This window comes from Novosphingobium sp. IK01 (assembly GCF_033242265.1).
Lineage (GTDB): Bacteria > Pseudomonadota > Alphaproteobacteria > Sphingomonadales > Sphingomonadaceae > Novosphingobium > Novosphingobium pituita.
The window spans coordinates 3,171,748-3,196,844 of sequence record NZ_BTFW01000001.1 but is presented as its reverse complement, the minus strand read 5'-3'; the positions used below and the strand labels follow the sequence as shown (position 1 = coordinate 3,196,844).

Genomic DNA, 25,097 nt, shown 5'->3' with positions numbered 1-25,097 from the left:
TCACTTCCGCCCTCAGAACCGCTGCGGGCTGCCACATTCAAACCGGGGTCGGCCACGATGACGTTTGCTGCCATCAAGGGACGTTTCTTCGCAACTGCAACAATGGCTCTGGCCCTGCTCGCCACCGGCCAGGCCTCTCATGCCGCACCGATCGCGTCGGTCGAGCCCGAACAGTCCGAGGTGGCAAAGCTTGAGCCACCCAAGACCAGCTGGTTCTTCATCAACCGGGGCTTCACCGAGGCCTCCTCGGCGATCTACGATACCGCCACGGGCAAGCTGCTCGGCCATGTCGAGACCCCGCAGCTCACCGACCTCGCGCTCGATCCGCTCGGCAAGTTCTACTACGTTTCCTCCACGCTCTGGACCAAGGGCATGCGCGGCACGCGGCAGGACTATGTCTCGGTCTTCGACAGCATCGACCTCAAGCATCAGGCCGACATCACCATTCCTGGCCGCCTGCTGGTCGGCGGGCGCAAGCACAATTTCGTGATCAGCCCCGATGGGCGCTTTGGCTATGTCTACAACATGAGCCCGGCCTCGTCGGTCAACATCGTCGATCTCGTCGCGCGCAAGTTCGTCAAGACCATCGAGCTGCCCGGCTGTGCCAGCCTCACCCCCAATCCGGGCGTCGGCCTCTCGGCGCTCTGTTCCGACGGGTCGCTGGCCACCCTCGCGCTGACCGGCCCGAAAAGCGAGATCACACGCAGCGAACCGTTCTTTTCGGCGACCGACGATCCGATCTTCGACAACTACATCAACGATGCCACGAAGAACGAACTGGTGATGCTCAGCTACACCGGCAATGTCTATGTCGCCAAGCTCGGCGCCAAGCCGGTCGTTGCCGCGCCCTTCTCGCTTCAGGAAGCCGCCGGCGTGCCCAAGGGAACGACCGCTCCCAACACGGTCGACTGGTTCCCCGGCGGCAGCCAGCAGATGGCGCTCCACCGCGCCAGCGGCCAGCTCTACGTGCTGATGCACATGGGTGAATTCTGGTCGCACAAGGCGGGCAACACCGAAGTCTGGCAGCTCGACATGGCCAGCCGCAAGGTCGTCAAGCGCATGACCCTGCCCGAAGAAGCCCGCCAGATCGAGGTCACCCAGGAGGCCAGCCCTCGCCTGATCACGGCGGGCGAGGACGGCAACGTCTACATTTTCGATCCGGCCACCGGCAAGCAACTCTACAAGCTCGACCATGCCGGAAGCGGCGTGATCACGGTGGTTGAACCCAAGTGACGGATCTGGCCACCCTCACCCAGGCAGGCGGGGCACTCGCCCTGATCGGGCGCACCAGCGCGGTGGGCGTGGGGCTGATCTTCGCGGGCGCAGCAACGGGCAAACTGCGCCATCGCGCGCTGTTTCCTGGTGTCGTTGCCAATTATCGCATGCTGCCCCAGGGCCTCGTTGCGCCCGTGGCCATGATCTTGCCATGGGCCGAGCTGGGTCTGGGCTGCGCGCTGGCCGGTCTGGGCGTTTCAGGCATGGCCGGGCCCGCCCTGCCGCTGGCCAGCGCCTCGGCCATCGCGCTGCTGCTGGTCTTTGCCTGGGCCATGGCCATCAACATCGCCCGCGGCCGCAGCCATATCGATTGCGGCTGCGGACACAGCGCGCTGCGCCAGCCGCTCGGAAAGCCGCTCGTGCTGCGCAACATTCTGCTCGGGCTGCTGCTGGTTCCGGCCAGCCTGCCTGCCTCGACCGGACTGCGCGCCCTGCCGGACGCCGTTCCGGGCGCGGGCTGGGTCGCGCTGGGCGGCGGCTTTGCCCTGTTCCTTCTGTTTCACCTGTTCAACGCGATTCTGGCGCTGACGGCCATGGCTGCACCAGCCTTGCTGCGGTTCCCTCGCGCGGAGGTACAAGTTCGATGATGACGGCTCTGATCGTGTCGCAAGGGATTTCCTGGGTGGTCATCGCGCTGATGGGCCTGGCCTTGCTGGCCCTTGCCCGCCAGGTTGGCGTGTTGCACATGCGCGTGGCGCCTGCCGGGGCGCTGACCACCGCCGGTGGCCCCTCCGTGGGGTCGAATGCGCAGGCCGTGGCCGCCAAAACGCTCGATGGCGCTTCGGTGAGCGTGGGCGGCACCGCCCACGACACCCCGCTGCGCCTGCTGATGTTCGTCTCGGCCAGCTGCCCCTTGTGCAAGGCGCTGATCCCGATGGCCAAGTCCTTCGCCCGCGACGAGCGCGTGGCGCTGACTTTCGTGGGCGACGACACCCCCGAAGCCCAGCGCGAGATGATCGCCCGCCATGGCCTCGAAGCCTATCCGTTCATCAACGGCCCCGAAGTGGGCCAGGCCTATGCCGTGGGCAAGCTGCCCTATGCCGTGCTGCTCGACGACCATGGCGTCGTCCTCTCCAAGGGGCTGGTGAACAGCCGCGAGCATCTCGAAAGCCTGGTGATCGCCCATGAAATGGGGGTTCACTCGGTGCAAGACTATGTCGCCCGCATCCATGGTGCAGTTGCCTGAAAAGGCGCCTGAAACGCCACTCATCGAATTCAAGCAGGGGCTTCGATCATGATCCAGTTCAACGCCGACGCCATGGGGGAAAAGATGCTGCGCCGGTTCGCCGGGGGCACATCGCGCCGTGGTATTCTGGCCCGTCTGGGCGCCGCGCTGGTCGCCGCGCCGGTCTTCCCGGTCCTTCCTGTCAGCCGGGCGCAGGCCGCGCCCGCCAAGCCTGACCGCGCCTCGGAATCGCGCACGACGTTTGCCCGCGGCGCACAGGTGACCGACGACACCAAGTGCGATTACTGGCGCTATTGCGCAATCGACGGTTCGTTGTGCACCTGCTGCGGGGGCGGCATCCACACCTGCCCGCCCGGTGCCGAGCCTTCGCCGGTTTCGTGGGTCGGCACTTGCGTCAACCCCGAGGATGGCAAGTCGTACCTGATCGCCTATCGCGATTGCTGCGGCAAATCCTACTGCAACAAGTGCAACTGCGACAACGCCGACCGCGAGACCCAGATCTACGTGCCCCAGCTCAACAACGACATCATCTGGTGCTTCGGGACACAGAGCATGGAATATCACTGCTCTACCGCCGTCCTCGTCGGCGCAGCCTGACCGCGAGCCAGCACCCATGCGTACCGCTCGCATCGCCCTGCTGATCGCCACCGCCACGCTGAGCGCGGGTCTCGCCTCGCGGCTCAGCGCCGCCCATGGCGCGGGGGCGCCCGTCGCGCCGCAGGCGGTCATGGAAGACCCGAACCAGGCCCGCGTCGATTATATCGAGAACTGCGGCGGCTGCCACGGCGTCAACGGCAGCACCGTTCCCGCGCAGTTGCCCGAGCTGATGGGCCGGGTCGGCTGGTTCATGTGCACGCCCGAATCCCGCGCCTATCTGATCCGCCTGCCCAATGTTGCCCACAGCCACCTGCACGACAACGCCGAACTGGCCGACCTGATGAACTACGTCGTCTTCGTGCTGGGCGGCAACAGCGTGCCGGCCGGAACCAAGCCCTTCACCGCGCAGGAAGTGGGGCGCGAGCGTCTGCATGCGCTGTCCAATGCCTCGCTGACCGATGAGCGGCTGCGCCATGCCACGGCGGCGGTCAAACAGTGCCATGCGCCCGAGGATATCAAGTTGCTCTATCCGGGGTATGATCCGGCGACTGCGCACTGATTTTTTCCGAAGAAGAACAAGGGGGAAGGAAGGGGCCATCGCCCCTTCGACCCCATTCATTCCGGTGCATGGGTGCCTGCTGCGGTGGGCTCTTTTCTTCGGGGGGCGCCCGTTTTACCAATCGGGCATGATTGATCCTGCTGCCCGCTGTCATCCGCTTTATGCCGCCATGCCGACCACCGTGTTCGAGCATATGTCCGGCCTTGCCCGCGAAGCGGGCGCGATCAATCTGGGGCAGGGTTTCCCCGACGATCCGCCGCCTGCCGCATTGGCCGAGGCGGCGGCGCGGGCCTTGCGCGAACGGTCGCAGCAATATCCGCCCATGGCTGGCCTGCCCGAGCTGCGCGATGCGATTGCCGCGTTCTATCGGCGGCGGCAGGGGCTGGACCTGACGCGCGAGCATGTCATCGTCACCTCCGGGGCGACCGAGGCCGTGGCTGCCGCAATTCTGGCGACGATCCAGCCGGGCGACGAAGTTCTGGTCCTCGCCCCTGCCTATGATGCCTATGCGCCGCTGGTCCGCCGGGCTGGCGGTGTTCCGGTCTTCGTGCCCCTTGCCCCGCCCGCATGGGCTCTGCCCCTCGCCGCCCTTCGCGCCGCGATCACCCCACGCACCCGCGCGCTGATCTTCAACGACCCGCTCAACCCCACTGGTACCGTCGCGAGTCCCGCCGAATGCGCAGCCCTCGCCAACTTGTGCGTCGAGGCCGACCTGCTGGCGATCTGCGACGAGGTCTGGGAAATGGTCCGTTTCGACGCTCCTGCTCACCGCTCGCTGATGGCCGAGCCGGGCATGGCCGACCGCACGATTAAGATCGGTTCGGCAGGCAAGATTTTCGGCGCGACCGGATGGAAGGTGGGCTGGATCGTGGCCGATCCGGCCCTGGCCACCGTGGTCGGCCGGGCCCACCAGTTCCTGACCTTCACCACCCCGCCGATGCTGCAATGGGCGCTGGCCGAAGGGCTGGCCGACGATGCGATGATGGATCGGCAGGTGCGCGCCTGGGCTGCCTCGCGCGCGGTGCTGAACGAAGGGCTGGCACAGGCGGGCTTTGCCGTGCTGCCCAATGTGGCGACGTGGTTTTCCTGCGTCGATCTGGCGCGCAGCGGGATCGAACTTGACGACATGACTTTCGCCGAACGCGCCGTGCGCGAAGCGGGGGTGGCAACAATCCCGCTCTCCGCGCTGTGGGAAGGGCCCGATGCGCCGCGACAGATCGTGCGGCTGTGCCACTGCAAGCCAGCCGCCATGCTGGAGGAAGCGGTGAGGCGGTTGGCAGACTTCCACCAAGCCTGACAGCCTGCGTTCCTCCCCATGCAATGGGGAGGGGGACCGCCCGCGCAGCGGGTGGCGGAAGGGGCAGCGCTGCTTCCCCTCCGTCAGCCCTGCGGGCTGCCACCTCCCCGCAAGCGGGGAGGATCTTCAGGAAAGAAAGCGGGCCTACTGAAGCGTGGAGAGCCATTCGCCGATCATGGCGCGGCCTGCGGTGACGGCGCCGGCGCCGTGGCGGTCGTGGATGGCGCGCAGGCTTTCAGGGGTGTGGCCCGCTGCCGCGATGTCTTCGGGCGACTGCTCGACCCAGGCTTCGAAGCGCGGGTCTTCGCCCATTTCGGCGTGGAATTGCAGCGCCAGCACATTGCGCCCGCAGCGAAACGCCTGATGCGGGTAGACATGGCTCGACGCCAGCAGTTCCGCGCGCGGCGGCAGGGTGAAGGTGTCGCCGTGCCAGTGCAGCACCGGCACATCGGCCAGATGGCGCAGCGGGCTTTCCGCATCGAGCACCTCGATTGCGTGGAAGCCGACTTCCTTCGCATGGCCGCGATAGACATCCGCGCCAAGCGCCGCCGCGATCATCTGCGCGCCGAAGCAGACCCCCAGCGTCGGGCGGTCGGCTTCGAGGCGCAGCGCGAGGCGGCGCATCTGGCAGCGAATCCACGGATGCTCGGCCTGTTCATAGATCCCCATCGGCCCGCCCATCATGATCAGAAGGTCGGGCTCGCGCAGGTCGAGCGAGGAGAAGGCCGGATCACAGACATCGATACGGTCGACCGTATATCCGGCCTCCTCGATCGGGCGACGATAGCCCGCCACCCCTTCGTAGGGAACGTGGCGGATGATCAGGGCAGACTTCATGGGCTTATCGTGATCAAACCATGACAGGGAGGCAAGGCGAAAAAAGCGGGAATCAAAGCCCCAGTCGGCGGAAAAAATCCTCCCCCGACCGGGGCTTGTCACCGACCGGCCGCGCTGCACCCTGAAGCCGCCACGAAGGATGCGGCAGCGGCGGGACAGCGAGGAGGGATGCCGGGCGGGAGGAACGGAGGGCGGAAGGGCGGCGACGGCCCTTGGCAAGCGCGGTGGAAACGGACATCGTCGTATTCTCCTTTTCACAGGGCCGAACACGAACCTGGCCACGCGGCCTCATTTTCGTGCGCTTTAGCGTTTGGTCTCGCGGAGCAAGCTGGCTGGATCAAAAGCCGCGACCGGTTGGAGCCGATGCATCATCTCTACTCTTTTGGTTGATATTGGTCATTCGAGAAAAACTGAAGGGGGCCCAAGAATCCCTTTTGAGCCCCTCCCCATCCCGACAGGCCCAAAAAAGAAGGCCCGCCGGGCGCGATGGCGTCCGGCGGGCCTTGCCTTTCCTCCCCAGGAAAAGCGACAGTTTGCAAAGTGCGCTTCGGATATTCGCGCGGGCTCAGCGGCCCATGGCGCTCCCGAGGCGGTGATAGAGGTGCGAGAACTTCACCGATTCAGGCTTGTCCTCGATTTCCTTGAGGTAGTGCAGCACCGCCTCACGGATCAGCTTGAAGTCCTCGGTCGAAAGGACCGCGCGGGCACGAGCAGGTTCAGCCATTGTCCTTCTCCTGTACTTGGCTGTGGGTGGCCTTGCGTCGTTTTTGCCTATGGTCTGGCGATTAACGCTTTGGCCGTTTTATCCGGGTATTCCTACAGAACGCATCGCTTGATCCGTTTCACCGATCCGGCCCCGTACCGGGAAGTCCCGGAACCGGATCGGTGATGGATGATCAGGCAGCGGCGAACTGGTTCATCGTGTTGTCGGCGCCGCCAGCCTTGAGGGCCGCATCGCCAGCGAAGTATTCCTTGTGGTCGTCGCCGATGTCCGACCCGGCCATGGCCTGGTGCTTGACGCAGGCGATGCCCTGACGGATTTCCTGGCGCTGCACGCCCTTGACGTAGCCCAGCATGCCCTGTTCGCCGAAGTATTCCTTGGCGAGGTTGTCGGTGCTGAGCGCGGCCGTGTGATAGGTCGGCAGCGTGATCAGGTGGTGGAAGATACCGGCTTCACGGGCGGCATCGCGCTGGAAGGTGCGGATGCGTTCGTCGGCTTCTGCCGCCAGATCGGTCGTATCATAGTCCACGCTCATCAGACGGGCCCGGTCATAGGCGCTCACGTCCTTGCCAGCGGCAGCCCAGGCATCGAAGACCTGCTGGCGGAAGTTGAGCGTCCAGTTGAAGCTGGGCGAGTTGTTGTAGACCAGCTTGGCGTTCGGGATCACTTCGCGGATACGCGAGACCATCCCGCCGATCTGGCCGATGTGCGGCTTTTCGGTTTCGATCCAGAGCAGGTCGGCGCCGTTCTGGAGGCTGGTGATGCAGTCGAGCACGCAACGGTCCTCGCCGGTTCCCGGACGGAACTGGTAGAGGTTCGAAGGCAGGCGCTTGGGCTTCATCAGCTGGCCGTCGCGGGTGATCAGCACGTCGCCGTGACCGATCGCAGCCGGATCGACCGGATCGCAATCGAGGAAGGCGTTGTACTGGTCGCCGATGTCGCCCGCTTCACGGGTGAAGGCGATCTGCTTGGTCAGGCCAGCGCCGAGCGAGTCGGTGCGGGCCACGATCACGCCATCGTCCACGCCCAGTTCGAGGAAGGCGTAACGCACCGCGCGGATCTTTGCGAGGAAGTCGTCGTGCGGAACGGTAACCTTGCCGTCCTGGTGGCCGCACTGCTTTTCGTCCGAGACCTGGTTCTCGATCTGGATGCAGCAGGCGCCCGCTTCGATGAACTTCTTGGCCAGCAGATAGGTCGCTTCGGCGTTGCCGAAACCGGCGTCGATGTCGGCGACGATCGGAACCACATGGGTTTCGTGGTTTTCGATCTCGCTCTGGATCTTGGCCGCCTTGACCTGGTCGCCAGCTTCACGCGCCGCATCGAGGTCGCGGAAAAGCTGGTTGAGTTCGCGGGCGTCGGCCTGGCGAAGGAACGTGTAGAGTTCTTCGATCAGGGCCGGAACGCTGGTCTTCTCGTGCATCGACTGGTCGGGCAGAGGACCGAACTCGCTGCGCAGCGCCGCGACCATCCAGCCCGAGAGGTACAGGTAGCGCCCCTTGGTGGTGCCGAAGTGCTTCTTGATCGAGATCATCTTCTGCTGGCCGATGAAGCCGTGCCAGCAACCCAGCGACTGGGTGTAGTTGGCAGGGTCGGCGTCATAGGCAGCCATGTCGCGGCGCATGATCCCGGCGGTGTAGCGGGCGATGTCGAGGCCGGTGCGGAAGCGGTTCTGAAGCCGCATGCGGGCCACCGATTCGGCCGCGATGCCATCCCAGTGGGTGTTGGGGGTGATCGTGCGGTCGGCCTCGGTGATGGCTTGCTGGTAGGTCATGGCATCTATCCCTTCCGGTGACTTCGTGTCTGTTCCGTTGAGACAGGAAATAGGCAAACGGGGTGAGTCGCGGAATGCGCTCCGGGGTCTTGTTGTCAAACTTTACAGGTTATGCTTGTAAAGTTGTGCAGGCGTGACAAGATCGCCGCGCCACACTCTTTCGGAGCATCTCCCTTGGCGCGTCCTCCTGCCCCGTCCCGCCCGCTTTACCTCGGCCCGCGCATCAAGCGCCTGCGCCGCGAACTGGGGCTCACCCAGCAGGCCATGGCCGAGGAAATGGGCGTCTCGCCCAGCTACATCGCCCTGATCGAGCGCAACCAGCGCCCGCTGACCGCCGACCTCCTGTTGCGGCTGGCCGCGACCTACCGGCTCGACATGGCCGATCTGGCCGCACAGGAACGCGACGACCACGCCCGCCGCCTGGCCGAAGCGCTGCGCGATCCGCTGTTTGCCGAAATCGACCTTCCCGCGCTCGAAGTGGCCGATGTCGCCACCAGCTATCCGGGCATTACCGAGGCTTTGCTGCGCCTGCATGGTGCCCATGCCCGCGCCAGCCAGGCGCTGGCCGAAGGGCGCGAGGCCCATGCCCCCACCCCGGCCAGCGACCCGCAGGGCGAAGCGCGGCGGTTTCTGGCCGCGCGCGGCCACTGGTTCGCCACGCTGGAAGCCGAGGCCGAGGCGCTGGCCAGCGAGATCGAGGCGATTGGCCCGGCAACAAGCGACCGCCCCGCCGAATGGCTGCGCACGCGCGGGGTGCGGGTGCGCGCCATGCCCGCCAGCGTGATGATGGGCGCGCTTTCGCGCTATGACCGCCACAACGAGCAATTGCTGCTCGACGAAAGCCTCGGCCCCCAGCGGCGGCTGTGGCAGATCGGGCTGCATCTGGCCTATACCTCGCTGCGCACGACGATTGCCCAGATCGTGCGCGGCGAAAGCTTTGCCAGCGCGACGGCGGCCCAGCTCGTGCGGCGGGCGCTGGCCGAGCGCGGCGCGGCGGCGATCCTGATGCCCTACGACCGCTTTGCCCGCGCGGCAGAAGCGCAGGCCTACGACCTCGATTCGCTGGCCGGGTTGTTCGCCCTCGAATGGGTCCATGTCGCGCGGCGCCTCGCCACGCTGGCCAAGCCCGGACAGGAAGGCGTGCCGTTCTTTCAGGTGGAAGTCGACAACGCGGGCAATGTGGTGCGCCGCATGGACGGGGCGGGCTTCCCCTTTGCGGTTCAGGGCGGCAGTTGTCCGCTCTGGAGCCTTCACAGCGCGATGCAGCGGCCCGGCGAAATGCTCTGCCAGTGGCTCGAAATGCCCCATGGCGAGCGCTTTTTCTCGATTGCGCGCACGTTCGACAGCCCCGCCGGGCCGGGCCTTCCCCCGATTCGCCGAACCCTCGCGCTGGTCTGCGCCGCCCAGCACGCCGAGCGGCTCGTCTATGCGCGCGCCATTGCGGCCGAGCCGACCCCGGTGGGCACGACCTGCCGCCTGTGCCAGCGCGCGCAGTGCCTGTCGCGCACCCAGCCGCCGCTCGGGCGCGAGATTCTGCCCGATGACTATCGCAGGCTCGCCGTGCCGTTTGTGTTCAGCGAGAGTTGATTGCCCCTCCACCACCCGCTGCGCGGGCGGTCCCCCTCCCCATTTCATGGGGAGGATCTGGAATTTGATCCGCAGGGCTGACGGAGGGGTATTCCTTGCAGCCCGCGACCATGGCCGCTATCCGCGCGCTCGAACGCGAATCCCCGCGCAAAGGCGCCCTTCCCCTTGTCCACCATCATTCCCCTGGCCGACGTCGACCCGCAACTGGTCGAAGACCTGCTCGACACCGCGTTCGAGCCGGAACGACGCCAGCGGACGGCCTATCGGCTGCGCGAAGGGCTCGACTGGCTGCCCACCCTCTCGTTCGCCGCGCTCGACGATGACGAGATGCTCGCGGGCACGATCCAGTGCTGGCCAGTGGCGCTCACCACGCCCGAAGGCCGCCGCGTGCCGATGATCATGGTCGGCCCGGTGGCGGTCATGCCCGGCCTTCAGGGGCGCGGCTTTGGCCAGGCGCTGATGACCGCCAGCCTGACCGCGATCGACCCGCGCGCGCCGCTGCCCCAGGTGCTGATCGGCGATCCGGAATACTACGAACGCTTCTTCGGCTTCAGCAACGCCCACACCGGCGGATGGCAGCTTCCCGGGCCTTTCGAGCAGCATCGCCTGCTCTGCCGGACCGCCAATCCCGCCGTCCTGCCCGAACAGGGCGTTCTGGGGCCTTGGCGCGGCTGATCAAGTCTGGCATCGGCTGGGGCGTGCCTTATGAACCGCCCCCCGAACTCGCCGGTCTTTCGCTGAGCGAAATCGCCGCCCTGGCGCACGAGCGCCGCCTGCCCCCGCTCGACCAGTGGACGCCCGCGCACAGCGGCGAAAGCCACATGGTCATCCGCGCCGATGGCACCTGGCTGCACGAGGGCGGGCCGATCAACCGCCCGGCGATGGTCCGCGCCTTTTCCTCGCTGCTGATGCGCGATGAAAACGGGCAGCACTGGCTGGTGACCCCGCACGAGCGCCTCGCCATCGCGGTCGAGGATGCCGCCTTCATCGCCATCGACATGGAAGCCCGGCCCGATCCAACCCAAAGTGGCTCCGCGCAGGGCGGCACCGTGCTGGCCTTCCGCCTCAACACCGACGACATCGTGCTGTGCGGCCCGGAAAACCCCCTGCGCGTGGCCGGTACACCCGACCAGCCCGCCTTCTACCTCGCCGTGCGCCACGGGACGGAAGCGCGCCTCAACCGCAGCACCTATGCCCAGTTGATCGAACATGCGCTGGCAAAGGCCGGGCCCGATGCCGATCCTGCCCACCTGACGGTCGAAAGCCGGGGCGCGCGCTTCCCGCTCGTGCCAGCACTGATGCCAGCCCCCGGCGCATGAGCGCGCCATGAGCGCCAGCCTGTTCGAAACCCTGAGCGCGCTCCACCGCGCCGGCCACGAAGGCCCCGCGCCCGATCTCGTGGCCGACTGGCGCGTCGTGGCGCCCGAGAACCTGCGCCCGGCCGCCGTGCTGATCGCCGTGACCGACCGCCCCGGCCACCCCGACGGGCCGGGCGCGCTGCTGATCCACCGCCCCAGCCACATGCGCGCCCACCCCGGCCAGGCCGCCTTTCCCGGCGGCAAGATCGAACCGGGCGAAACCCCGGTGGAAGCCGCCTTGCGCGAGGCGGACGAGGAACTGGGGATCAACCCGGCCTGCGTGCGCGTGATCGGGCCGACCGACCGCTATCGCACGGGCACCGGCTACGACATCACCCCCGTCCTTGCCGTCGTTCCCGATGGCCTGCCCCTGCGCCCCAATCCGGCGGAAGTCGCCGGGTGGTTCGAGCCGCCGCTCGGCCTGCTGCTCGACCGCCGCGGCCATGGCATGATCACGGCCGAATGGAACGGCCAGCGCGGCAAGACCATCGAGATCCTCTGGCAGGGCCACCGGATCTGGGGCGTCACCGCCGCCATCATCGCCAATCTCGCCCGGCGCATCGCCTGGCCAACCGCCTGACAGTCCTGCCATGACCATGCCAACGCCCATTCCGACGCCGATGCCCCAAACGCTGCCCCCCGCCCCCTGGACCGCGCGCGCCGATCTGGCCGCGCTGGTCGCCGCGCTCGATCCTGAGGGGCTCGGCCTGTGCCGCTATGTCGGCGGCGCGGTGCGCGACACGCTGCTTGGCCTCGATGTGAAGGACATCGACATGGCCACCACGCTCCTGCCCGAACAGACGCAGGCAGCGCTGGAGGCCGCAGGCATCAAGCAGGTGCCCACCGGCATCGCCCATGGCACGATCACCGCCGTCCTGCCCGGCGGCCCGGTCGAGATCACCACCCTGCGCCGCGACGTGACCACCGATGGCCGCCATGCCACCGTCGCCTTCTCGCAGGAATGGCGCGAAGACGCCGCGCGCCGCGATTTCACCATCAACGCGCTCTATGCCGATCCCCGCACCCTCGCTGTCAGCGATTATTTCGGCGGGCTGGCCGATCTGGCAACGCGCACGGTGCGCTTCATCGGCGATCCCGAACAGCGCATCCGCGAGGATTACTTGCGCATCCTGCGCTATTTCCGCTTTCAGGCGCGGTTCGGCTCGCTGCCTGCCGACGCAGCCTCGCAGGCCGCCTGCGCGGCGCTGGCGCCGGGGATGAAAGGCCTCTCGCGCGAGCGGATAGCCAGCGAACTGATGAACCTGCTGGCCCTGCCCGATCCCTCGCCCACGCTGGCGACGATGGCCGGGCTGGGCGTTCTGGGCGATGTCCTGCCCGAGGCCGCCCCGGCCGACCTTCCCGCGCTGGTCGCCACCGAAGCGCGCGAAGGGGTGGCGCCCGATGCGCTGCGGCGCATGGCCTGCCTGCTTCCCGCCGATCCGCCGCTGGCCGAACAGGTCGCCGCGCGGCTGCGCCTGTCGGTGGCCCAGCGCAAGCGACTGGCCTGCGCCGCCGCGCGCGGGGCCGACGATGCCGGGCAGTCGGCGCGCGCGCTGGCCTATGCCCTCGGGCGCGAGGAGGCGCTCGACCGGCTGCTGCTGGCGGGGCGCTCCACGGCGGACCTGGCGGGGTGGGACATTCCGCGCCTGCCGCTCAAGGGCGGGCAGATCGTGGCGCGCGGGGTCGGCGCAGGGCCGGACGTGGCGCGCACCTTGCGCGCGGTCGAGGCGCGCTGGGTTGCCGAAGGCTTCCCCGACGAGGCGCGGGTGATGGAACTGCTCGACACGGTTCTGGCGCAGGCCTGAAACCCTTCAGCTCCCGCGCGCGTTCAGCCCTTCCACTCGCGCCGCTCCTGCGCGGCGCGAAGCACTTCATAGGCCAGTTGCAGCTTCTGGAATTCCGCCGCTGCGGCCTCGTCGCCGGGGCGGACATCGGGGTGAACTTCCTTGGCGCGGGTGCGCCACGCCTTGCGGATGGCATCGAACTCGGCATCAGGGTCGAGCCCGAGCGCTTCGAGCGCGCGCAATTCGTCGCGGCTGCGGCTGCCATCGCCCGGCCCGGCCCAGGCCTGCCACGAGGCCGCGCCATAGCCTGACGAAGTCTGCCGTTCGGCCTGTTCGCGCTGCTCGGCCTCTTCCTTGTCGAGGCCCTCGAAATAGTTCCAGCCGGCGTTGTATTCCGCCGCGTGCTTCTCGCAGAAATACCAGCGGTCGGGGCTGTTGGGCGACTTGGGCGCGGGGCAATTGCCCGGCTCGTTGCACCCGGCGCGGTCGCACAGACGCACGGCCGCCGCCTCGCGGGCGCTGCCATAGCCGCGCCAGCGTGGAAAACCCCAGTCCGTCGAACGTCCCTGCCGTGCCATCGGCGCACTGTGCCCTTCTTCACGAGCAAGGGCGCCCCGGATGACCGATTCCCGATCGTCCGGCGCGCCCCCAAACACTGTGCCCATAAACGCCCGAGAGTATCGGGCGCAAGGCTGTCGTGTCGTTCTTACTGGACCGTCACGGTCACCGCACGGCGGTTCTGGGCCCATGCGGCTTCATCCGAACCCAGCGCGATCGGGCGTTCCTTGCCATAGCTCACGACGTTGATGCGCGAAGCATCGACGCCCAGGCTCACCAGATAGGCCTTGGCCGAATTGGCACGACGCTCGCCCAGGGCGAGGTTGTAGTCACGCGTGCCGCGCTCGTCGCAGTGGCCTTCGATGGTGATCTGCTTGCCCGGATAGCGGGCCAGCCACTGGGCCTGGCTCTGGAGGATGGTCTGGCTCTGCGCATCGACGTTGAAGCGGTCGGTGTCGAAGTGAATCGTGTCCGAGGTCACCGAGGCGAGGAAGTCGGCCTGGCTGCCGGGCGTCGGGCCTGCGGGCGGCGGGGTGGTGGTGGTGGTCGCGGTCGGCTGCGGGGGCAGTTCGGCGGCGGTCTTGTTGGCAGCCGAATTCGACGAACAGGCGGCCAGCGAAACACTGCCGGCAAGCACAGTAACAGCAAGAAGCACGCGATTCATGGGGAGTCTCCTCAAGCGTGAAATGCATGTCTGCATCGCACAAATCGGATCGGTAAACGGGGTTCCCGCGTACCGGGTGGGGGGAAGGTTAAAAAGATCAGGGCAAGACCGGACCCCACGCGGGGTCCGAGGCATCGACCGGGGTATTGAGCTTGCGCAAGTTCTCGCCGGTCAGGTCGACCTGCCAGATGCTGGTGTGGCCACTGTTCTTCTCGGTGCGGAAGAACTGGACAATACGGCCATTGGGCGCCCAGGTCGGGGCCTCGTCCTGCCACGAATTGGTCAGGAAGCGCATGTCGCCCCCTTGCGGGTTCATCACCGCGATGCGCAAGTTGCCGCAAATGCAGGTAAACGCGATCTGGTCGCCGCGCGGGCTCCATTCAGGCGTCGCCGCACGGCCGCCAAAGAAGCTGATCCGGTGCTGGTTGCTGCCGTCGGCATTCATCACATAGACCTGCTGCGCGCCCGAGCGATCGCTTTCGAACACGATCTTCTGCCCGTCGGGGCTGTACGAGCCGCCCACGTTGATCCCGAGCGTGTTGGTCAGGCGCACGGGCGTGCCACCGGCGGCCGGGATGCGATAGATGTCGGTGTTGCCGCCCGTGGCCATCGAGAACAGCAGCGACTTGCCATCGGGCGACCAGCGCGGCGCGAACGTCGGGTTGCGGCTCTGCAAGACCAGGTGCTGCTGCCCGGTGCCGATGTCGTAGACATAGATGCGCGGGCTGCCGTTCAGGTAGGACAGATAGGCGATCTGCTTGTAGTCGGGCGAATAGCGCGGGGTGAGCGCGGTGGCCTGACCATTGGTGATGAAGCGGTGGTTGGCGCCATCGGAATCCATGATCGCCAGCTGCTTGCGGCGGTGATCCTTGGGGCCGGTCTCGGCGATATAGGCGATCTTGCTGTCGAAGAACGGATTTTCGCCCGAGAGACGCGAATAGACCATGTCGGCGCACTTGTGCGCGGCCCGGCGCCAGTCGGCGGGCTGGACGACATAGCCCTGACGCGCCAGTTCGCTGCCCAGCGCCACGTCATAGAGGTAGCATCCCACCGTCAGCCGCCCGTCGGGGGCCGCCCGCACGAAGCCCTGCACCAGCATCTCGGCCGAGCGCGCGCGCCATGTATCGAACGCGGGCGCGGTCACGTCGGGATAGGTGATCGCGGGCAGCGCATCGGGCCCGGTCGGCTTGAACAGGCCATTGTTGCGCAAGTCGTTGAACACCACTTGCGCCAGATTCTTGCCCAGCGCAGCCGTATTGCCGCCTTCGGCAGCCGTCGGCAGCGGATTGTCGGTCGGGAAGGCGGGGATGGCGACGCCCAGATCCTGCCAGGCGCCCTCGCCCGTCACCGAGCCGGTCAACCCGCCATCGTCGGAAGATTGCGCGGCCTGCGGCGCGCCCGAGGCGGGAAGAGCGGCCTGCTGGGCCAGGGCCGGCCCGACGCCAAGCGCGAGCGCCCCGGCACAGGCTGGCGCAAACAGGGACAGAACGCGAACCGAGAGGGTCAGACGCTTCATTGCGAGAGCTTCCAGTCAAAGCGGAACGCCGTCACGCGCTTCCAGCTGTTGTAATACTTGGGCGGCAAGTCGAAGGGGGCGGCCAGTTCCACCGCGCGGATCGCCAGTTCGGCGTGGCGGCGGGCCTGGGCACGGTTGGCATCGGTGATCCCGCTTTGCGAAACGACCACGGGGCGTCCGGCCAGCGAGCCATCGGGATTGAGGTTCCACGCCACCACCGTCACCAGCTTGTCCACGTCGACACCCGAAGGGCCGACCCAGTGCGGCTTGATCTGGCGCGAGATGCCCATGGACAGCGAGGCGCGCACATCCGGGCCGATGGTCTGGCCCGGCGGCGTGCGCGAAGTGCCCGGACTGGTCGAACCGGGAACCCCGGAGAGGAAATCGCTGCCGATGCGGCTGCCGCCGGTGGGGGCCTTGTGCGTGGGCGCAGGGCCTGCGGTGCCACGACCGGGCGCGGTTTCGCCCTTGCGCGGCGCCGGAGCGGGCCTTGCAGGCGCATGTTGGGCAGGCGCATGTTGGGCCGGGGCGTGCTGGACAGGTGCCGCACGGGCCGGTTCAGGACGCGCAGGCGCGGGCCTGGCCGGGGCAGGCGCCGGCTTTGGCTGGGGCCTCGGGGCCGGCCTGGGCGCGGGCTGCGGCGCAGGGCGCCGAGGCTCCGGTTTGGGCGGCTCCGGCTTGGGCGGCTGGGGCTTTGGCGGCGCCGGTTTGGGGGGCACCGGTTTGGGAGGCACGGGTTTGGGCGGTTCTGGCCGGGGTTCCGGCTTCGGCTGGGGCGGCGCGGGTTGCGGGGCCGGCTGGGGAGGAGCGGGCTGGGGAGGAGCAGGCTGGGGCGCGGGTTCGGGCGCCGCGGCGGCCTGCTGCTCGCCCAGTTCGGGCGCGACATCGGGCGCGGCCTGCGCATTGGGATCGGGCGAGGTCGAGCGGTCGGAAATCTCGTTGGAGAGCGTCACCACCATGCGCTCGGGCGGCGCCTTGACCGTCTTGCCCAGAGGTGAGAACGCCAGCGCGCCAATCAACCCGACATGGGCCGCCAGCGCCACGCCCAGCGCAATCGCTTCCTCGCGGCGGAACCCGCCACGCGGGGGCTCATCCGGGGAGGCAGACGCCGAAGAGAGGGGGATATGCGGGTCCATGGTGCTCAGGGGTTTGCCGAAGTGCCGTTGGTGACCAGCGAGATCTGCTTGAACCCGGCGGCGTTGAGTTCGCCCATCACCGCCATGACCCGGCCATAGTCGAGCCCCTTGTCGGCCCGCAGCGTGACCAGCGGCGCTTCGCCACCGGGCCGGGCCACACCGGCCAGCCGGTCGCTCAACTCGCCCGGCGCCAGTTCCTGGTCATCGAGGAACAGACGGCCCGCCGCGTCCATGCTGATGGTGATGTCGTCCTTCTTTTCCTGCAAGGCCTCGGCCTTGCTGTCGGGCAGGTCGATCGGCACGCCCGCCTTGAGCATGGGCGCTGTGACCATGAAGATGATCAGCAGCACCAGCATCACGTCGACCAGCGGGGTGATGTTGATCTCGGCCATCGGGGCTGCGCGCGAGCGACGGCGACGCCCGCTGCAGCCACTTCCCTGCCCCAGGTTCATCGCCATCGCTTACTGCTCCAGTTCGCGGCTCAAGGTGGCGTGAAAACGGTCGGCAAAGCGGAACAGGCGCGCTTCGAAGCGGTTCACCGCATTGCTGAAGCGGTTGTAGGCGATCACCGAGGGGATCGCGGCGAACAGGCCGATGGCCGTGGCGAACAGCGCCTCGGAAATACCCGGCGCGACCACCGCCAGCGACGAATTGGCCTGGGCGCCGATGTTGAAGAAGCTGTCCATGACCCCCCAGACGGTGCCGAACAGGCCGACGAACGGCGCCACCGAACCGACCGTGGCAAGGAAGCCCAGACGGCTCGAAAGACGGTCCGTCTCGGCGGCAATCGCGCTGTCCATGGCCGAGGACAGGCGCTGGCGCGTGCCTTCGCGGTCGATGGTCTTGCCCGCCGTGCTGCGGCGCCATTCCGAAAGGGCCGCACCGACCACGCGGGCGGAGGGGATGTCTCCCTTGCCAGCCTCCTTCTGGTAGACGTCGATGTCGCGCGCCTCCCAGAAGCCGTCCTCGTAGCGCTTCGAGCGGCGCGAGGCCCCGGCCATGTGCAGGCTGAACGAGACGATGATCATCCACACCCACACGCTGGCGAGCAAAAGCCCCCCCATCACGAGCTGCACGACAATGTCGGCATGCAGGAACAGGTCAACCGGGTTGAGCCGGGTGGGCACACCGGCGGTCGCACTCGCGGCGGCGGCAAGAAGGGCCAAAGTCATGATCGGGCTTTCTCAAAGTCCGTTTCGGGAAAGGACAGGGTGGAGTCTTGAGGCGGTATTTTCAGAGCAGGATTCAGGGCATCGAGAGCTTGATGCCACGCAGGCGAGAAACGGCGCGGACGGCCACCAGGCGCGACAAAGGCGACCCGAACGCGTGCGGCGCACAAAAGAGTTTCGTGCCTGAACGCCTGCTGAAGGAGGGTGCAACTTGCGCGCGTCAATGTATCAAGACGCGTTTCCACGCGCACCACATCGTCGAGCCGCGCCGGGCTGACATAGCGCAGGCCCATGTCGGCCACGGCAAAGGCGCCCTCGCCCGCCTCGTGGGCGGCGCGCTGGTCGATCCCGACCAGCCGCAGGAGGTCCGAGCGCGCACGCTCGAACCAGCGCAGGTAATTGGCATGGTAAACCATGCCCGAAAGGTCGGTATCCTCGTAATAGACGCGCACCATCAGCAGATGCGTCGCGCCATCGAGCCGACCGGAGGGAGCATCACCACTCATCATCAGCGTTCGTATGTCTCGCCAGAAAGGTCCGACAAAAACACTAGACCAGATTGCTGCATCGCAAAAGGTTCAGCGTGCCAGCATCGGCCCCAGCGGCGCGCCACCGAACAGGTGGACATGCAAGTGCGGCACTTCCTGCCCGCCATGGTTGCCCACGTTGGCCAGCAGGCGATAGCCCGGCTCGACCAACCCCAGATCGCGCGCGACTTTGCCCACCGCGCGCACGAACCCGGCGATCAGCGCCTCGGGCGCACGGGCCGAGAAATCGTCCCAGCTCACATAGGGGCCCTTGGGGATCACCAGCACATGAACCGGCGCCTGGGGTGCGATGTCGTGGAAGGCCAGCGCGAAGTCGTCCTCGTAGACGGTCTTGGAGGGGATCTCGCCGCGCAGGATCCGGGCAAAGACGTTCTGGTCGTCGTAAGGCAGCGTGGCATCGATAGGCATGGCAAACAGTCCTGTCCGGGGCACGAAATCGGGGGAAAGCACGGGCTCGGCCAACACGGCCTCAGTCGCGCGGACGGGCCGCCTTTTCGGCAAGGCCCGAAAGGCCTTCGCGGCGGGCCAGTTCGTCCAGCACACGCGCCAGCGGCACCGCGCGCGCATCGAGCAGCACCATCAGGTGAAACAGCAGGTCCGCCGCCTCCCCGACCAGTTCATCCTCGCTGCCCGAAAGCGCGGCGATGACCGTCTCGACCCCTTCCTCGCCCACTTTCTGGGCAATCTTGCCCAGCCCCTTGGCATGAAGACGGGCGACATAGCTGGTCGCCGGATCGGCCTGGCGGCGCGCGGCGACAGTGGCTTCGAGACGGGCGAGGATGGCGTTGCTCTGATCCATGGCAGGGGCATGAAGCCCTGCGCCGCGTGGGTCAAGCCTCGATGGCGCCCGATTTTCGCTTTGCGCTGCGGGGCGGTATCACCCGCGCGCGGGCAGCCCCGCCGCACGCAGGGCCGCGTGGGCCTGCGCAATCGAATAGGTCCCGAAATGGAAGATCGAGGCGGCCAGAACCGCGCTGGCATGGCCCTGCGTCACCCCGGCGACGAGGTGATCGAGGGTGCCCACCCCGCCGCTGGCGATCACCGGCACCGGCACCGCATCGGCAATCGCGCGGGTCAGGTCGAGGTCGTAGCCCGCCTTGGTGCCATCGCCGTCCATCGAGGTGACGAGCAGTTCGCCCGCGCCCAGTTTCGCCAGACGCTCGGCATGGACCAGCGCGTCGATCCCCGTGCCCTTGCGCCCGCCGTGGGTGAAGATTTCCCACTTGCCGGGCGCCACGCGCCGTGCGTCGACCGAGCCGACCACGCACTGCGCCCCGAACTTCTCGGCGATTTCACGCACCAGTTCGGGACGGGCGACGGCGGCAGAATTGACCGCCACCTTGTCGGCCCCTGCCAGCAGCAGCGCGCGCGCGTCTTCCACGGCCCGCACGCCCCCGCCCACGGTCAGCGGCATGAAGCAGACTTCCGCCGTGCGCGCGACCACGTCGAGCAGCGTGCCGCGCCCTTCGTGGGTGGCCGAAATGTCGAGGAAGCACAACTCGTCGGCCCCGGCGGCGTCATAGGCGCGCGCCTGTTCGACCGGATCGCCCGCGTCGCGCAAGTCGACGAAGTTGACGCCCTTGACCACGCGGCCCTCGGCCACGTCGAGGCAGGGAATGACACGGACGCGAACAGTCATGGCTGGGCCTCTTTCACAAATCAGGCTTCGGCGATGGCGATCGCGGCGGCCAGATCGAGTCGCCCGTCATAGAGCGCGCGGCCCGTGATCACGCCTTCGATGCCGCCCTGTTCATGAACCTTGAGCATCGCGATGTCATCAATGCCCTTGACCCCGCCGCTGGCGATCACCGGCAGGCGCGTGGCGCGTGCCAGATCGACCGTCGCCTCGATGTTGCAGCCCTTGAGCAGCCCGTCGCGGCCCACGTCGGTAAACAGCAAGGACGCCACCCCGGCGTCCTCGAAGCGGCGCGCCATCTCGACGATCGAAACGTCCGACACATCGGCCCAGCCCGCGGTGGCCACCATGCCGTCGCGTGCATCGACCGCGACCACGATCCCGCCCGGATAGGCCTTGGCCATGTCCTTGACGAACTGCGGATCTTTCAACGCCGCCGTGCCGATCACCACGCGCGAGACGCCCAGATCAAACCAGCCGTCGACCGCCACCGGATTGCGGATGCCGCCGCCCAACTGCACATGGCCGGGAAACGCCTTGAGAATGGATTCCACCGCCTCGCGGTTGCGGGCCTCGCCCGCAAAGGCGCCGTCGAGATCGACGACATGGAGGTAGCGCGAGCCGGCCTCGGCAAACAGACGCGCCTGATGGGCAGGATCATCGCCATAGACAGTGGCACGATCCATGTCGCCTTCGGCAAGACGAACGACCTGACCTCCCTTGAGGTCGATGGCGGGAAATACGATCATGGCCGCGCGCCTAGCATCGCTTGGCCCCCCGGCCAATGGCGAATGCAGGCTGAACCGAAAGAAGGGGCCAATGGCCCCTTCCCGCCATTCCCTACTCGTTGCACGCCCCCTTCGTCATTCCCGCGCAGGCGGGAATCCAGCCGCAACGCCGGTGCGCGCAACGAGCCCCGGAAGCTGGATCCCCGCCTGCGCGGGGATGACGACGTGAAGAGAGCAGGAGGAAGGGAAATGTCCGGGGACCCTATGCCCCCGGACACTCTTCATGCGGTCCGCGCTCAGCCCTTCTTGAGGTGGCGGCGGCCCAGCAGTTCGGCGATCTGCACGGCGTTGAGCGCCGCGCCCTTGCGCAGGTTGTCCGACACACACCACAGCGCCAGGCCGTTGTCGACGGTCGAATCCTCGCGCACGCGCGACACATAGGTCGCATAGTCGCCCACGCATTCGATCGGGGTGACGTAGCCACCGTTCTCGCGCTTGTCGACGAGCATCACGCCGGGCGCCTCGCGCAGGATGTCCTGGGCTTCGGCAGCCGAGATTTCTTCCTCGAATTCGAGGTTGATGGCTTCCGAGTGGCCGATGAACACCGGCACGCGCACGCAAGTCGCGGCGACCTTGACCTTGGGGTCGAGGATCTTCTTGGTCTCGGCGACCATCTTCCACTCTTCCTTGGTCGAGCCATCGTCGAGGAAGCTGTCGATGTGGGGGATCACGTTGAAGGCAATCTGCTTGGTGAACTTCTTGGGTTCGACCGGGTCACCCACGAAGATCGCGCGGCTCTGCTCGAACAGTTCGTCCATGCCTTCCTTGCCCGCGCCGGAAACCGACTGGTAGGTGGCAACGACGACGCGCTTGATCTTCGCCTTGTCGTGCAGCGGCTTGAGCGCCACGACCATCTGCGCGGTCGAGCAGTTGGGGTTGGCGATGATGTTGCGCGCGGTATAGCCGTCGATGGCTTCCGGGTTCACTTCGGGAACGATCAGCGGAACGTCCGGGTCCATGCGGTAGAGCGACGAGTTGTCGATCACCACGCAGCCCTGCGAAGCGGCCTTGGGCGCATAGATCTTGGTCGGCGCCGAACCGGCGGCAAACAGGGCAATGTCCCAGCCGGTGAAGTCGAAGTGCTCGACATTCTGCACCTTGAGCTTGCGACCGGTCTCGCCGAAGTCGATCTCGGTGCCCTGCGAACGCGAAGAAGCCAGCGCCGCGATCTCGTCGATCGGGAATTCGCGCTCGGCCAGGATGTTGAGCATTTCCCGGCCAACGTTGCCGGTAGCACCCACCACTACAACCCGATAACCCATGTCAGTTTCACTCCATGCGCAGGCACCCAATCGCGCGCCCGCTCTTTAACCGCTGGTTCCGACCAGCCAAGCGAAAGAGGCTTTGCCGCCCCTAACCTGTTATTTCCCGCTATTCGCGCCCGCAGTTCCCGCACCATTGCGGTCGAGGAAGCGGAACATCGTCTCGTAGAGATGCTGGCTCACCTTGGGGCCGCTGATGCGGTGCGTGTAGCCGGGATAGAGCATCATCTCGAACGGCACGGCCTCGCCCTGCATCTTGGCGATCAGGGCCGAACTGTTCTCGAAGACCACGTTGTCGTCGGCCATGCCGTGGACCAGCAGGAGCGGATCGCTGATCCGCCCGGTGTTCTCCAGCGCGCCCGCCGCCTTGTAGACTTGCGGATCGACCTTGGGATTGCCCAGATAACGCTCGGTATAGGCGGTATCGTAAAGCTCCCACTTGGTGACCGGGGCCACGGCAATGCCCGCCGCCCAGACACCGGGATGCGCTTCGAGCATCTTGAGCGTCATGTAGCCGCCATAGGACCAGCCGAACGTGCTCACCCGCGCGGGGTCGACATAGGCCTGCTGCTTGAGCCACCGGGCCCCGGCCAGCTGGTCCTCGACCTCGACCGTGCCCATCGCGTGCCAGATCGCGCTGCCGAAATCGACGCCCCGGTTTTCCGAGCCGCGATTGTCGAGCGCGAAATAGATATAGCCCCTGGCCACGATCGCCTGCGCGAGCGGTCCCTGCCAGCCCTTGTGGACCACGTTCGCGGTCGGCCCGCCATAGTGATAGGTGAAGACCGGATAGCGCTTGCCCGGCTCCATCACCGGGGTGATCATCATGTAGTGGAGCGGCGTGCCGTCAGCGGCCGGAATCGTGCCGAACGTGGCCGGGCGATGCGCGGCCAGATAGGGCGCATAGGCATGGTCGCCCGCCACCCGGTTTTCCTCGATCCAGGCCAGACGCTTGCCGGTCGCATCGGCCAGATAGGATTGCGGCGGCTGTGCATCGCCACTGCGCGTGACGATCAGCGCCTGCCCCTTGGCGTCCATGGTGGCGTGGTTGTCAAAGGCCAGATCGGTCAGGCGCTCGATCTTGCCCGGCGCCTTGAGCGACAGCGCATAGACCTGCCCCGCCAGCACGTCGTCCTTCGTGCCCGCGAAATAGACGCGGCCCGCCTTCTCGTCGACACCGACCAGATCGGTGACCACCCAGTCACCCTTGGTCAGTTGCGTCCAGACGCCATCCCTGAAACGATAGAGATGACCGAACCCGTCGCGTTCCGACCACCAGATCAGGCTGCCATCGTCGAGGAAGCGATAGTTGCTGCCAAGGTTCACCCAGCTCTTCGCGCGGGCCTGTTCGGTGAACAGCACGCGCGCCTTGCCGGTGGCCGGATCGACCGCCAGCATGTCGAGCCGGGTCTGCGCGCGGTCCAGCCGCTGGACATAGACGGTCTTGCCGTCCTTGGCCCAATCGACACGGCCCAGATACATGTCCTGGCGGTCGCCCAGATCGACCGCAACGCGATGCCCGCCATCGGCATCCATCAGCCAGAGCGAGACATCGGCATTCGCGCCGCCCGCCGCCGGATAGCGCTGGTCATAGGTGCGCGTGCCATCCGCGCCGATCGCCGCGCGGGTGACCACGCCCACCCCGCTCTCGTCGAAACGCTCGACCGCCAGACGCTTTTCGTCGGGCGACCACCAGAACCCGCTCATCCGCGAGAGTTCTTCCTGCGCGACGAATTCGGCCTCGCCCCAGTGGACGGTCGCAGCCTTTTCCTCGGGGCTGATCGCACGCGCCGGGCTCTTGCCGTCGACCGGCCCCACCCACAGGCGCGAATCGCGCACGAAGGCGATCCTGTCGCCTTGCGGGCCCAGACGCGGGTTCAGCTCGGCCCCGGTCATCCCGGCCACCTTGCGCACCGTGCCGTCGAGCCCGGCCAGCAGCAGCTCACCATCGAGCGGCACCATCACCGTCTTGCTGTCGCTGGCCCAGTCATAGCTGACGATGCCCTTGAGATCGCCGATGCGCTGGCGCTCGCGCTGCATCTTCTCGGCCTCGCTCAGCACGCGGCCCGACGACAGCTTGAGCGAATCGACCAGCATCGACCACGTGCCCTTCTGGCGGTCGAAGCCCCACAGGTCGAACCGCTCGCGGTCGTCCGCGCGGTTGCGCAGCAGCGTGAGATAGCGCCCGTCGGGCGAAAGCTTGACCCCGCGCGGGGTCGGCCCGTTGAGCGAAGGGCTGGCAAACACGCGTTCGAGGCTCAGCCCCGGAACCTTGGCGGAAGCGGTCATCGGGGCATCTCCGGCAGGAGCGGCATGAACTGCAAGGGGGGCGGAAACCAGGGCAGTTGCGATCAGCAGACAGGCAAGACGCATGGCAAAAAAGGTATCCCGAACAGCAAAAAGGCGTCCTGGCGGGTATGCCAGGACGCCTCTTTACGGGTTTTTCCGTGTCGCGGCGCGGGCTTTTAGCCCTCCTGGCCGGCGCGGACATCGCGCCGTTCAGCAATACGGGCGCTTTTGCCGGTGCGGCCGCGAAGGTAGTACAGCTTCGCACGACGCACCACGCCCCGACGGACGACGGTAATCGAATCGATGTTGGGCGAGTAGAGCGGGAACACGCGTTCCACGCCTTCGCCGAACGAGATCTTGCGGACGGTGAAGTTCGAGCCGAGGCCACGGTTCGAACGCGCGATCACCACGCCTTCGTAAGCCTGAACGCGGGTGCGTTCGCCTTCAACGACGCGCACGCCAACGCGCACGGTGTCACCAGCGCGGAATTCGGGAATGGTCTTGTTCGCCTTGAATTCGGCGATGGCTTCAGCTTCAAGCTGCTGAATCAGGTTCATTT

Annotated in this window: 28 protein-coding genes; 11 read left to right on the top strand and 17 right to left on the bottom strand. The window is 67.0% G+C overall.

Annotation, left to right across the window (positions count from 1 at the left end):
* Positions 1-57: 57 nt before the first annotated feature.
* The 6 genes from SBI20_RS14795 (at position 58) to SBI20_RS14770 (ending at position 4,914) form a co-directional block, all read left to right on the top strand.
* Positions 58-1,233: an amine dehydrogenase large subunit gene (locus SBI20_RS14795; RefSeq protein WP_317975734.1), complete on the top strand. Its 1,176-nt coding sequence runs from the start codon at positions 58-60 to the stop codon at positions 1,231-1,233.
* Positions 1,230-1,862, top strand: a complete 633-nt coding sequence (locus SBI20_RS14790; protein WP_317975733.1) for a MauE/DoxX family redox-associated membrane protein — start codon at positions 1,230-1,232, stop codon at positions 1,860-1,862. The genes SBI20_RS14795 and SBI20_RS14790 overlap by 4 nt, the downstream gene beginning before the upstream one ends.
* The gene (locus SBI20_RS14785; protein WP_317975732.1) at positions 1,859-2,461 is read left to right on the top strand and encodes a thioredoxin domain-containing protein; all 603 of its coding nucleotides are present in this window, start codon (positions 1,859-1,861) and stop codon (positions 2,459-2,461) included. The genes SBI20_RS14790 and SBI20_RS14785 overlap by 4 nt, the downstream gene beginning before the upstream one ends.
* Before the next feature lie 48 nt (positions 2,462-2,509).
* Positions 2,510-3,058, top strand: coding sequence for a methylamine dehydrogenase light chain (locus SBI20_RS14780; protein ID WP_317975731.1), 549 nt, complete (start codon positions 2,510-2,512; stop codon positions 3,056-3,058).
* Positions 3,059-3,074: 16 nt separating this feature from the next.
* Entirely contained in the window at positions 3,075-3,617 is a 543-nt protein-coding gene (locus SBI20_RS14775; protein WP_317975730.1) for a c-type cytochrome, read from the top strand.
* A 127-nt stretch (positions 3,618-3,744) separates the two neighbouring features.
* Positions 3,745-4,914 carry an aminotransferase gene (locus SBI20_RS14770; RefSeq protein WP_317975729.1) on the top strand — a complete coding sequence of 390 codons (1,170 nt, stop codon included), beginning with the start codon at positions 3,745-3,747 and terminating at the stop codon, positions 4,912-4,914.
* 144 nt (positions 4,915-5,058) lie between these two features.
* On the opposite strand, the gene SBI20_RS14765 is transcribed toward SBI20_RS14770, so the two are convergent.
* The 3 genes from SBI20_RS14765 to SBI20_RS14755 all read right to left on the bottom strand — a co-directional run bounded on the left by SBI20_RS14765 (position 5,059) and on the right by SBI20_RS14755 (position 8,243).
* Positions 5,059-5,751 carry a glutamine amidotransferase gene (locus SBI20_RS14765; RefSeq protein WP_317975728.1) on the bottom strand — a complete coding sequence of 231 codons (693 nt, stop codon included), beginning with the start codon at positions 5,749-5,751 and terminating at the stop codon, positions 5,059-5,061.
* A gap of 565 nt (positions 5,752-6,316) precedes the next feature.
* Positions 6,317-6,475, bottom strand: coding sequence for a hypothetical protein (locus tag SBI20_RS14760; RefSeq protein WP_317975727.1), 159 nt, complete (start codon positions 6,473-6,475; stop codon positions 6,317-6,319).
* Between the two features lie 172 nt (positions 6,476-6,647).
* On the bottom strand, positions 6,648-8,243 hold the full coding sequence (locus SBI20_RS14755) for an isocitrate lyase (protein WP_317975726.1): 1,596 nt from the start codon (positions 8,241-8,243) through the stop codon (positions 6,648-6,650).
* Between the two features lie 174 nt (positions 8,244-8,417).
* Between SBI20_RS14755 and SBI20_RS14750 the strand changes: the two genes are divergently transcribed.
* The 5 genes from SBI20_RS14750 (at position 8,418) to SBI20_RS14730 (ending at position 12,993) form a co-directional block, all read left to right on the top strand.
* Entirely contained in the window at positions 8,418-9,830 is a 1,413-nt protein-coding gene (locus SBI20_RS14750) for a helix-turn-helix domain-containing protein (RefSeq protein WP_317975725.1), read from the top strand.
* A gap of 165 nt (positions 9,831-9,995) precedes the next feature.
* Positions 9,996-10,505 (top strand): GNAT family N-acetyltransferase, encoded by a 510-nt coding sequence (locus SBI20_RS14745; protein ID WP_317975724.1) that lies wholly within the window; start codon positions 9,996-9,998, stop codon positions 10,503-10,505.
* Positions 10,506-10,528: 23 nt separating this feature from the next.
* Positions 10,529-11,149, top strand: a complete 621-nt coding sequence (locus tag SBI20_RS14740) for a DUF1285 domain-containing protein (RefSeq protein WP_317976154.1) — start codon at positions 10,529-10,531, stop codon at positions 11,147-11,149.
* Positions 11,150-11,156: 7 nt separating this feature from the next.
* The gene (locus SBI20_RS14735; protein ID WP_317975723.1) at positions 11,157-11,768 is read left to right on the top strand and encodes an NUDIX hydrolase; all 612 of its coding nucleotides are present in this window, start codon (positions 11,157-11,159) and stop codon (positions 11,766-11,768) included.
* 40 nt (positions 11,769-11,808) lie between these two features.
* On the top strand, positions 11,809-12,993 hold the full coding sequence (locus SBI20_RS14730; RefSeq protein WP_317976153.1) for a CCA tRNA nucleotidyltransferase: 1,185 nt from the start codon (positions 11,809-11,811) through the stop codon (positions 12,991-12,993).
* A 23-nt stretch (positions 12,994-13,016) separates the two neighbouring features.
* Here SBI20_RS14730 and SBI20_RS14725 read toward each other — a convergent pair whose 3' ends face one another.
* From SBI20_RS14725 to rplS, 14 genes are all read right to left on the bottom strand, one after another.
* Positions 13,017-13,550 carry a J domain-containing protein gene (locus SBI20_RS14725; protein WP_317975722.1) on the bottom strand — a complete coding sequence of 178 codons (534 nt, stop codon included), beginning with the start codon at positions 13,548-13,550 and terminating at the stop codon, positions 13,017-13,019.
* A 128-nt stretch (positions 13,551-13,678) separates the two neighbouring features.
* The gene (pal, locus tag SBI20_RS14720) at positions 13,679-14,194 is read right to left on the bottom strand and encodes a peptidoglycan-associated lipoprotein Pal (protein WP_317975721.1); all 516 of its coding nucleotides are present in this window, start codon (positions 14,192-14,194) and stop codon (positions 13,679-13,681) included.
* 97 nt (positions 14,195-14,291) lie between these two features.
* Positions 14,292-15,710 carry a Tol-Pal system beta propeller repeat protein TolB gene (gene tolB / locus SBI20_RS14715; protein WP_317975720.1) on the bottom strand — a complete coding sequence of 473 codons (1,419 nt, stop codon included), beginning with the start codon at positions 15,708-15,710 and terminating at the stop codon, positions 14,292-14,294.
* Positions 15,707-16,846 (bottom strand): energy transducer TonB, encoded by a 1,140-nt coding sequence (locus SBI20_RS14710; protein WP_317975719.1) that lies wholly within the window; start codon positions 16,844-16,846, stop codon positions 15,707-15,709. The genes tolB and SBI20_RS14710 overlap by 4 nt, the downstream gene beginning before the upstream one ends.
* A 5-nt stretch (positions 16,847-16,851) precedes the next feature.
* Positions 16,852-17,304, bottom strand: coding sequence for an ExbD/TolR family protein (locus SBI20_RS14705; protein ID WP_317975718.1), 453 nt, complete (start codon positions 17,302-17,304; stop codon positions 16,852-16,854).
* A gap of 3 nt (positions 17,305-17,307) precedes the next feature.
* On the bottom strand, positions 17,308-18,018 hold the full coding sequence (gene tolQ, locus SBI20_RS14700) for a protein TolQ (protein WP_317975717.1): 711 nt from the start codon (positions 18,016-18,018) through the stop codon (positions 17,308-17,310).
* Complete coding sequence (locus tag SBI20_RS14695; protein ID WP_317975716.1) at positions 18,015-18,524, bottom strand: YbgC/FadM family acyl-CoA thioesterase; 510 nt, start codon at positions 18,522-18,524, stop codon at positions 18,015-18,017. Before SBI20_RS14695 ends, tolQ begins: the two co-directional genes overlap by 4 nt.
* 69 nt (positions 18,525-18,593) lie before the next feature.
* Positions 18,594-18,971: a histidine triad nucleotide-binding protein gene (locus SBI20_RS14690; protein WP_317975715.1), complete on the bottom strand. Its 378-nt coding sequence runs from the start codon at positions 18,969-18,971 to the stop codon at positions 18,594-18,596.
* A 61-nt stretch (positions 18,972-19,032) separates the two neighbouring features.
* The gene (locus SBI20_RS14685; RefSeq protein WP_317975714.1) at positions 19,033-19,362 is read right to left on the bottom strand and encodes a phosphoribosyl-ATP diphosphatase; all 330 of its coding nucleotides are present in this window, start codon (positions 19,360-19,362) and stop codon (positions 19,033-19,035) included.
* 78 nt (positions 19,363-19,440) lie between these two features.
* Positions 19,441-20,202, bottom strand: coding sequence for an imidazole glycerol phosphate synthase subunit HisF (gene hisF / locus SBI20_RS14680; RefSeq protein WP_317975713.1), 762 nt, complete (start codon positions 20,200-20,202; stop codon positions 19,441-19,443).
* 20 nt (positions 20,203-20,222) lie between these two features.
* The gene (gene hisA, locus SBI20_RS14675) at positions 20,223-20,948 is read right to left on the bottom strand and encodes a 1-(5-phosphoribosyl)-5-[(5-phosphoribosylamino)methylideneamino]imidazole-4-carboxamide isomerase (protein ID WP_317975712.1); all 726 of its coding nucleotides are present in this window, start codon (positions 20,946-20,948) and stop codon (positions 20,223-20,225) included.
* Positions 20,949-21,223: 275 nt separating this feature from the next.
* Entirely contained in the window at positions 21,224-22,249 is a 1,026-nt protein-coding gene (locus SBI20_RS14670; RefSeq protein WP_317975711.1) for an aspartate-semialdehyde dehydrogenase, read from the bottom strand.
* 99 nt (positions 22,250-22,348) lie between these two features.
* Positions 22,349-24,622, bottom strand: coding sequence for a S9 family peptidase (locus SBI20_RS14665; RefSeq protein WP_317975710.1), 2,274 nt, complete (start codon positions 24,620-24,622; stop codon positions 22,349-22,351).
* A 92-nt stretch (positions 24,623-24,714) separates the two neighbouring features.
* Positions 24,715-25,095: a 50S ribosomal protein L19 gene (gene rplS, locus SBI20_RS14660; RefSeq protein ID WP_317975709.1), complete on the bottom strand. Its 381-nt coding sequence runs from the start codon at positions 25,093-25,095 to the stop codon at positions 24,715-24,717.
* Between the last annotated feature and the right edge of the window lie 2 nt (positions 25,096-25,097).